This window comes from Bartonella sp. ML69XJBT, from assembly GCF_028618515.1.
GTDB lineage: Bacteria > Pseudomonadota > Alphaproteobacteria > Rhizobiales > Rhizobiaceae > Bartonella.
The window spans coordinates 1-7,981 of the sequence record NZ_JAQITB010000050.1 but is presented as its reverse complement, the minus strand read 5'-3'; the positions used below and the strand labels follow the sequence as shown (position 1 = coordinate 7,981).

The window sequence follows — 7,981 nt, the reverse complement described above, 5'->3', positions numbered from 1 at the left end:
CTGTTGGTTCCACGATTACTTATGCACGCAGATATCTTTTAGGCATGCTTCTTAATGTGACCAGTGATGAAGATGATACTGATGGCAACACGCTCATAGCAGGTGTCACACCGGAACAAATGAATGAGATCAGAGAATTAATAGAACAGACACAAGCAAAGGAAAGCGATATTCTTTCTTTTATAGGCGTAAAAAATCTCACACAGATGTCTTATAAACAAGCCCAAACCGTTTTGTTTGCTTTGAAAAAAAAGCAACGCTCGCAAATGAATAAAGCACAACAAGAGCAACAAAAGGCGGTGTGAAATGGAACAAAGAACAGTAGAGTGGTTTCAAGCCCGTTTAGGTAAAGTCACCGCTTCAAACGTTTATAACGTACTTAGTAAGACAGCAAAAGGTTTACCTACAAGCAAATATGAGGAGTACAAAATAAAGCTTATGACGGAGCGATTAACAGAGGAAATAAGCCAATCTTATATAACGCCAGCTATGCAATGGGGCATTGAACATGAAGAAGATGCCTTGAGAGAATATGCATTCATTTATGATACAGAGGTCACAAGGTGTGGATTTGTCCAACATCCGACAATCCAAATGGCTGGTGCTAGTCCTGATGGGCTTATTGGTGAGGACGGTTTAATTGAGATTAAATGCCTACAATCACCAAACCATCTACGCTTTTTTATAGATGACACTATCAAGCCTGAATATATCGCACAAATGCAATTCCAAATGGGTTGCACGGGACGTAAATGGTGTCATTTCATGAGCTATAACCCAAACTTTGTAGGGAAATCTACTAGTTTGAGAATGAAAATCAAACGTATCAATCGTGATGAGGAACACATTGAAGCGATCAATAAAGCGGTCGAGATCTTTTTAGAAGAAATAGAACAAGAGATGCAAAAGATTTTGGCAAAAGCTGCTTAAACCTATGGGGGTGCTTTCTCCTCCCAGCACCCCCACCCTTTCCTAACAATTTCAACACATGCGTGCTTCACGCTACGGGTGGATTGTACGCAAATCAAGGAAATAAACCATGGAAAAGAAATATGAACTGACAGACGAAACAATCGAAGTTGGGCGCAAAACGCTCCGCCGCATTCGTGCATTGAAAGACTTTGGAGATGTAAAGGCAGATGATCTTAGCGGCTTTATAGCAAAAGAAGACAACCTATCGCATCATGGTAATTGCTGGATTGGGGGTTATGCCAAGGTTTATGATGATGCTAAGGTTTACGAAAATGCACAAGTTTACGACAAATCTCGTATCTATGGCAAAGCAGAAGTTTTCGATGAACCATGCATTTACGGTCATGCAGAAGTTTACGGTGATGCGCATATTTACGGTCATGCAAAAATTTACGGTGAAGCATGTATATGTTGGGACGACTGGATTGATGGCGATAAAAGAATCTCAACTAGAAAACAAACCAGATGAGAAAATACGAACGACTAATCTTATAGTATCTCTATAAGCCGTTTCTAACACCGAAAAACAAACTTTTAACACCAGCGTGATTCACGCCACGGGTGAATTACATCAAAATGAAGGGGAATAAACATGCCACACCGCCCACCTACTATCACGCAACCAGCTATTGCTCGTGCTTTAAGAGAAGCTAAAAAACAAGGATGTGAACTCATAGAAATCAAACCTACAGGGGAATTATTAATTCATATCAATAAAACCATAACACCAACAACGACAGATAATACTTATAGCATTGATGATTTTCCACCGCTTGAAAATGAACAAGAAGACTACGAGACCAGCAAAAGCTGCCCCTCTGTCGACGGTATAAAGTTTTAGCCATGCCAAAGCGTCGTCCACCATATCTTGTTCGTGAACGTACACGCCATGGTAAAGTTATATGGTATGTACGTATTGGTCATGGACCACGGTTTCGGATTGAAGGAACCTATGGAACGCAAGAGTTTGTTGACAATTATACGCTGGCTATTAAACAAGCGCAAAATGGCTCCTCCAAAACAAAGACGCGTACCAGACTCACAGAAGGGTCTTTCGATTGGTTGTTGCATCAGTATTTACAAAGCATGCAATGGCATAATCAATCAGAATCTACTAAAAAAGTTAAATATCGAATTCTGAATAATGTTTCTAAACATATCGGTAATCGTGCATATAAAAGTATAAACAAACAACACATTCTTGAAGCCGTAGACAGAAGGCGAGAGACCCCCGCGGCTGCAAAACATTTTTTGACCTCTTTAAACGGTCTTTTTAATTGGGCGGTTGATAATGCCCTTTTAAATAGAAATCCTGCCTTTAATATAAAAGCACCAAAATCTTTGAACAGAGAGGGATTACTGCCATGGCTAGAAGAGGACATAGACAAATATTATCACCGTTGGTCACATGGTACACATGAACGCGTCTGGATTAACGTCCTTTTGTATACCGGCTTGCGTCGTGGTGATGCAGTTCGTATCGGTTGGAAAGATGTCAAAGATAATATCATCCATCTTAAAACAGAAAAGAGCCAATTTAAAACAGACGTTTTTTTACCAATTTTACCTGAATTAGCAGAAACTCTTAAAATTGGTCCTATTGGTAATGAAACATTCATCTGCGGTAAAAGTGGAAATAAGCTTGTCAAAGAAAGTTTTGGCAATCTATTTCGTAAGGCGTGTAATGCGGCGGGTATTAAAAAATCAGCCCATGGATTGCGAAAATTAGCAGCAACACGCGCCGCCAATGCTGGTGCTACAGTTTCACAAATGAAAGCGCTTTTTGGCTGGACAGAAGATAAAATGGCGTCTCTTTATACCAAAACAGCAGATAGAAAACGCCTAGCAATAGAAGCAATTAAAAAACTTCAAAAAAGTTAAGGGCATGGTTGATAGTAAGAAAACAAACCAAAACCCCACCAAAATTATGAATGAAATTAATGCGGCGTTTGAGGTGCATCAGAAACTAGAGGAGAAATAGTTGGTTGTGCCTGTTGCATTGTTTGCCATAAATTATAGTTTGTTTGCATATCTAACCAAAATTTTGCTTTACTAAAACCAGCTAGTTCTAATTTAATCGCAAGCTCGGTACTCATAGAGGCATGTCCGTTAATCACTCTTGAGAGAGAAGCTCTTGTCATATGGAGATGATCAGCTAATTTTTGTATTGTTATCCCCATTTCTTCTAAGAAAGCTAGTTTTAGAACTTCGCCCGGATGTGCGGGGTTATGCATCATTTTTTATTCCTTTCATCAATGGTAATCTTGATAATCAACAAGCTCCACATCTGTTCCTATAAAGCGAAAAGTAACACGCCAATTTCCATTCACCCATATGGAATAGTATCCTGTAAGTTCACCTTTAAGAGGATGCATTTTAAAGGCAGGTGCTTTCAACATTTCAGGCGTCATAGCACTTGTTAAAGCCGTCAAGATAACGCGTAATTTTTTTACGTGATCTGGTCGAATAGCTTTTGTGGAACCTGTTGTATAAAATAATTTTAAGCCCTTATGTTTGAAACTCACAATTGCCATTACCGCCCCTTATCGTATATCATAACTATACGATTAATAAAAATAAGAGTCAAGCAGCCGGCTAGCAAATCCAGTTATCTAGATAAAATGATTGAGAATAAACTATAAAAGGTTCGGGATAGGCAGAAAATAAGTCAAAAGAATCAACGGAAGCAAAATTCCCGAACTTTTATATAACCTATTGATTTCATTAAATATTGGCTGGGGTACCTGGATTCGAACCAGGGAATGCCGGTACCAAAAACCGGTGCCTTACCGCTTGGCTATACCCCAAAAGAAAAGTGCACTTACAAATATTTTTGCACCTTATAGCGATTCCTGCAAGAGTGTGCAATATCTGAAAATCAAAGCTTTTACTTTTTTATCATAAAGTTTTGAAATCTTATTTGTTGTTAATGCAAAAGTTATAAAACCCCCCACACTCACTGTTCATTTTAGCACAAAGAATAGCTCTTAATCCATCAGTTATTTTGCATTTCTCGTATTTTGCTATTTTATTTAGTTTTTATGGCTAAGGAATGCTAATTCTGTACTTCACTGAGGTATTTATGAATCACCATGAAGTGATATGTTGTCTCGATGCCCCCAAATCTAAGCCGTTTAATAAGAGAGGAAAACAGAATAGTTTTGTATGTTGATGCTTTTGTCTTCTTAATCACATTCTCGATTTTTGGTCCTTCAATATACAATAATCCCCTTCTGCTCACTGAATATTACACTCATAATGCATAATAAATATAATGAGCCGATTATGGACAAGCGAATTAAGGGATCAATAATTGCAAACTAAAAAATATCATTGTAATTATAAAAGTTCTAAAGTCTGAACCAAAATACAAACTATCTGCAAAAAATAATCACAAGCGTTTTTGTTAAATTCACTGTGATAAAAGTATTCATACACTTTATAAAGAGGATAGAAAAAATTTTACAAATATTGAAGACATTTTATATTGTACTGAGAGGAAGGTTTTAGATAACCAATAAGGTCTTATAACTATCTCAATTCATCTTTACGATCCTTAATGAAGTGGTATATCACTATTAAAAATGATAATTGGTTTTTTATGAATTCACCGATGGAAAAAACCTTCAAAAGTCGTATATAAATTAATGCTATTTTGCTTACTCAAGTACATACACCCAGAAACACATTTATGAAGGAATAATCATCAAAATTTTAATACAAATAGATATTCAATATTTGCTTTTAGATTGTGTAAATGGCAAATTAGGTTTGTGGAGTGAGCTTAACAATTAGAATCAAGGAGACTTTTAAATGGCTTTTGAATTGGCCCCATTGCCTTATGACTATGATGCCCTTTCGCCTTATATGTCACGCGAAACGCTTGAATATCATCGTGATAAGCATCACCTTGCTTATCTTACCAATACCAATAATTTTGTGAAAGAGTTAGGCTTAGAAAATGAAAGCCTTGAAGATATCGTCAAAAAAAGTTTTGGAAAAAATATTGGATTATTTAATAACGCAGCACAATATTACAATCATAACCATTTTTGGCTTTGGATGAAAAAAGGTGGTGGTGGTCAAAAAATTCCTGAAAAATTAGCAAAAGCTATTGATGCTGATTTAGGTGGTTATAATAAATTCCGCACTGATTTTATTGCTGCTGGCGTTGCTCAATTTGGTTCTGGGTGGACATGGGTTGCTGTTAAAAATGGTAAACTTGAAATTATGAAAACACCTAATGGTGAAAATCCTTTAATTCATAATGCTCAACCTATTCTAGGTGTCGATGTGTGGGAGCATTCCTACTACATTGACTATCGCAATGCACGCCCCAAATATCTTGAAGCTTTTGTCGATAATCTCATTAATTGGGATTATGTTTTAAAACTTTATGAAGATTGTGAATTTTAAAACTAGTCTTCCATTTTTATTAAAAGCTCCATAATTTTTAGATTATGGAGCTTTTTAAAAAGATAAAAGTGTTTCAATTAACCGTCGTTTTTCCCACTATTTTTAAGATATATGCATAGATATATGCAATTTCTTCTAGCTTTGAAAAACGCCCAGCTGCTCCTGCATGACCTGAATCCATATTAATGCGTAATAAAATCGCGTTATCGTCTGTTTTTAAATCTCGTAATTTTGCCACCCATTTCGCAGGCTCCCAATAGGTTACACGAGGATCTGTTAATCCCGCAATTGCGAGTATAGGAGGGTATTTTTGAGCTTTAACATTATCGTAGGGGGAATAAGAAGCAATAAGGTTATAATCCTCTTCTGATTCAAGAGGATTGCCCCATTCGGGCCATTCGGGAGGCGTTAGTGGCAATGAAGCATCTAACATGGTTGTTAAAACATCAACAAAGGGTACATTCGCTACAATTCCAGCAAAATCCTGTGGAGCTATATTAGCAATAGCCCCCATCAACATCCCTCCTGCTGAACCACCATGAGCAATGAGGCAGTCATGAGAAGTGAATTTATTATTTACAAGATAACGTCCACAAGCAATAAAATCTGTAAATGTGTTGTATTTAAAGGAATGTTTTCCTTTCTCATACCATTCAACTCCCTTTTCTTTTCCCCCACGAATATGGGCAATAGCATAAATAAAACCTCTGTTAACCAAGGAAAGTATATTGCTATTAAAATTGGCTGGAATAGAAATTCCATAGGCACCATAACCGTAAAGTAGACAGGGTGCACTACCATTAAGAGCAGTGGTTTTGTGATATAAAAGAGAAATAGGGATTTTCTCGCCATCATCTGCTATTGCTGTAATACGTCGTGTTACATACTCATCTTTATTATGCCCAGAGGGAATTATTTGTGTTTTTAAAAGCACTTGTTTGCGACTTTTCATCTCATAATCAAATATTTGATCAGGTGTTGTCATGGACGAATAAGAAAAGCGAATGGTTTGACTGTTATATTCTGCAGCACCTTGTAGACCTAAAGAATAAGCTTCTTCAGTAAAAGCAATGGAATGGATTTGTTTCGTGGTACGCTCCATTACTTTTATACGAGGGAGTCCTTCAAAACGTTCGAGCCAGATAAGAAAATCCTGATAAGCGTCATGGGATAATATGAGACACCCAAGCTGGTGTGGAACAAGCTCAGACCAATTTTCTGATTGTGGAGATGTAGTTGGTGCTACCATAATTTTGAAATCTTTTGCGTCATCTTGGTTGGTCAAAATATAAAACACATCACCACCTTCTGTCAGTGAATATTCTACACCTTTTTGTCGTTTCCTTACACATTGAGGAGCAGTAAGAGGTGCGGCAGCGGGGATCAACCAAACCTCTGACGTTTCATGATCATGAATATTAATATAAATAACATCATTAAGCTTAGAACCATTTACGTGTAAAAAAAATCCTGGATTATCTTCACGGAAAATGAGTTTATCTTGCGATTGGTCGGTGTTTAATCGGTGATAATAGAGCTCCGAAGGTCGATGGTTTTCATCCATCTTCGTGTAGAAAAAACCTTCAGATTTAGCATCCCATACAATCTGTCCGGATGTATCAGTAATTATATCCGTATGGTCAGATAATGTTTCAAAATGACGAATTTTAGCTGTGTAGAATTCTGATCCTTTGTCATCATAAGTCCATACAACATGTCTATGATCAGGAGATTCTTGAACGGAACCAAAGTGAAAATATTCTTTACCTTCAGCCAAACTATCACCATTGAGATAAATATTTTTTTCTCCGCCATTCCTTGGTATACGAAAATAATGTGGTTGTTGTCCTCCAGTAACATAAGAGAATCCATAAGCAAAAGGCCCATTTTTTATAGGAACTGAACTATCATTCTCTTGAATACGATTTTTCATTTCAGTAAAAAGTAAATCTTGTAATGGCTTCGTATCAGACATTTGAGCAGCCTGATAAGCGTTTTCCTTTTCAAGATGAAGTCGAATATTTGCATCAAGACAGTTCGGGTTTTTAAAAACATCTTGCCAATTAGATGCACGTAACCAATGATAGGGATCATCACGACAAATACCGTGATGCATTTCTTTATAAATAATTTTGGATGCCTTGGGAGGAAATACAAAAGAGCCAGTCATATATAATCCTATGTTAAAAGATATTGAGAATTTCATCTATATGTTAGAATCATATTATCTATGCAAGTGTGTACTTGCATAACTTCCGCTTATAGCTGCAACAATTTAATATATTTCCGTTATTATATGTCACCAAGATCCCTTCTATGAAGAGCATGACACTTTTACAGAAATTTAAAAACTAAAGAAAATAAGGCTATTTAGTAGCAGAATTGAATTTTTCTTTAAATAATGAAACTGGCTTTAAGATATATAAAATATTAGTATTATAACCTAAAAAGAAAAAGATCTTTCTATATTATGCTAACATGTGATTCCTTATTGTTCTTATCGTATTTTTAAATTTTAAAAAATTTTTAATTTACTTTTTATATTCAAAGACGACTGCTTATGAAAAATAATTATAATTCTATAAAATAAATA

9 protein-coding genes and 1 tRNA gene are annotated in these 7,981 nt (G+C 36.2%); 6 read left to right on the top strand and 4 right to left on the bottom strand.

The window, feature by feature from the left end; all coding sequences use genetic code 11:
- The 5 genes from PVV68_RS09175 to PVV68_RS09155 form a co-directional block, all read left to right on the top strand.
- On the top strand, window positions 1–305 hold a 305-nt coding region (locus PVV68_RS09175; protein WP_273782934.1), incomplete at its 5' end, for an ERF family protein.
- Window position 306: 1 nt separating this feature from the next.
- Window positions 307–930 (top strand): lambda exonuclease family protein, encoded by a 624-nt coding sequence (locus PVV68_RS09170; protein ID WP_273782933.1) that lies wholly within the window; start codon window positions 307–309, stop codon window positions 928–930.
- Between the two features lie 109 nt (window positions 931–1,039).
- Window positions 1,040–1,441 (top strand): hypothetical protein, encoded by a 402-nt coding sequence (locus PVV68_RS09165; protein ID WP_273721816.1) that lies wholly within the window; start codon window positions 1,040–1,042, stop codon window positions 1,439–1,441.
- 123 nt (window positions 1,442–1,564) lie between these two features.
- Window positions 1,565–1,813, top strand: coding sequence for a hypothetical protein (locus PVV68_RS09160; RefSeq protein ID WP_015857131.1), 249 nt, complete (start codon window positions 1,565–1,567; stop codon window positions 1,811–1,813).
- Between the two features lie 2 nt (window positions 1,814–1,815).
- Window positions 1,816–2,853: a tyrosine-type recombinase/integrase gene (locus PVV68_RS09155; protein WP_273721812.1), complete on the top strand. Its 1,038-nt coding sequence runs from the start codon at window positions 1,816–1,818 to the stop codon at window positions 2,851–2,853.
- A gap of 56 nt (window positions 2,854–2,909) precedes the next feature.
- On the opposite strand, the gene PVV68_RS09150 is transcribed toward PVV68_RS09155, so the two are convergent.
- The 3 genes from PVV68_RS09150 to PVV68_RS09140 all read right to left on the bottom strand — a co-directional run bounded on the left by PVV68_RS09150 (window position 2,910) and on the right by PVV68_RS09140 (window position 3,779).
- Entirely contained in the window at window positions 2,910–3,209 is a 300-nt protein-coding gene (locus tag PVV68_RS09150) for a HigA family addiction module antitoxin (protein WP_273721810.1), read from the bottom strand.
- Between the two features lie 15 nt (window positions 3,210–3,224).
- Entirely contained in the window at window positions 3,225–3,506 is a 282-nt protein-coding gene (locus PVV68_RS09145; RefSeq protein WP_273721809.1) for a type II toxin-antitoxin system RelE/ParE family toxin, read from the bottom strand.
- A 198-nt stretch (window positions 3,507–3,704) separates the two neighbouring features.
- Window positions 3,705–3,779, bottom strand: a tRNA-Gln gene (locus PVV68_RS09140).
- Window positions 3,780–4,785: 1,006 nt separating this feature from the next.
- Here PVV68_RS09140 and PVV68_RS09135 point away from each other — a divergent pair.
- Entirely contained in the window at window positions 4,786–5,388 is a 603-nt protein-coding gene (locus PVV68_RS09135; RefSeq protein ID WP_273721807.1) for a superoxide dismutase, read from the top strand.
- Window positions 5,389–5,461: 73 nt separating this feature from the next.
- Here the strand turns inward: PVV68_RS09135 and PVV68_RS09130 are convergent, their stop codons facing one another.
- Window positions 5,462–7,558 carry a S9 family peptidase gene (locus PVV68_RS09130; RefSeq protein WP_273782932.1) on the bottom strand — a complete coding sequence of 699 codons (2,097 nt, stop codon included), beginning with the start codon at window positions 7,556–7,558 and terminating at the stop codon, window positions 5,462–5,464.
- Window positions 7,559–7,981: the final 423 nt, after the last annotated feature.

Excerpts from the sequence above, each read along its gene's own strand:
- PVV68_RS09130 (WP_273782932.1), bottom strand. The coding sequence starts at position 7,558 with ATGACTGGCTCTTTTGTATTTCCTCCCAAGGCATCCAAAATTATTTAT.
- PVV68_RS09135 (WP_273721807.1), top strand. The coding sequence starts at position 4,786 with ATGGCTTTTGAATTGGCCCCATTGCCTTATGACTATGATGCCCTTTCG.
- PVV68_RS09160 (WP_015857131.1), top strand. The coding sequence starts at position 1,565 with ATGCCACACCGCCCACCTACTATCACGCAACCAGCTATTGCTCGTGCT.
- PVV68_RS09170 (WP_273782933.1), top strand. The coding sequence starts at position 307 with ATGGAACAAAGAACAGTAGAGTGGTTTCAAGCCCGTTTAGGTAAAGTC.
- PVV68_RS09145 (WP_273721809.1), bottom strand. The coding sequence starts at position 3,506 with ATGGCAATTGTGAGTTTCAAACATAAGGGCTTAAAATTATTTTATACA.
- PVV68_RS09155 (WP_273721812.1), top strand. The coding sequence starts at position 1,816 with ATGCCAAAGCGTCGTCCACCATATCTTGTTCGTGAACGTACACGCCAT.
- PVV68_RS09150 (WP_273721810.1), bottom strand. The coding sequence starts at position 3,209 with ATGATGCATAACCCCGCACATCCGGGCGAAGTTCTAAAACTAGCTTTC.
- PVV68_RS09165 (WP_273721816.1), top strand. The coding sequence starts at position 1,040 with ATGGAAAAGAAATATGAACTGACAGACGAAACAATCGAAGTTGGGCGC.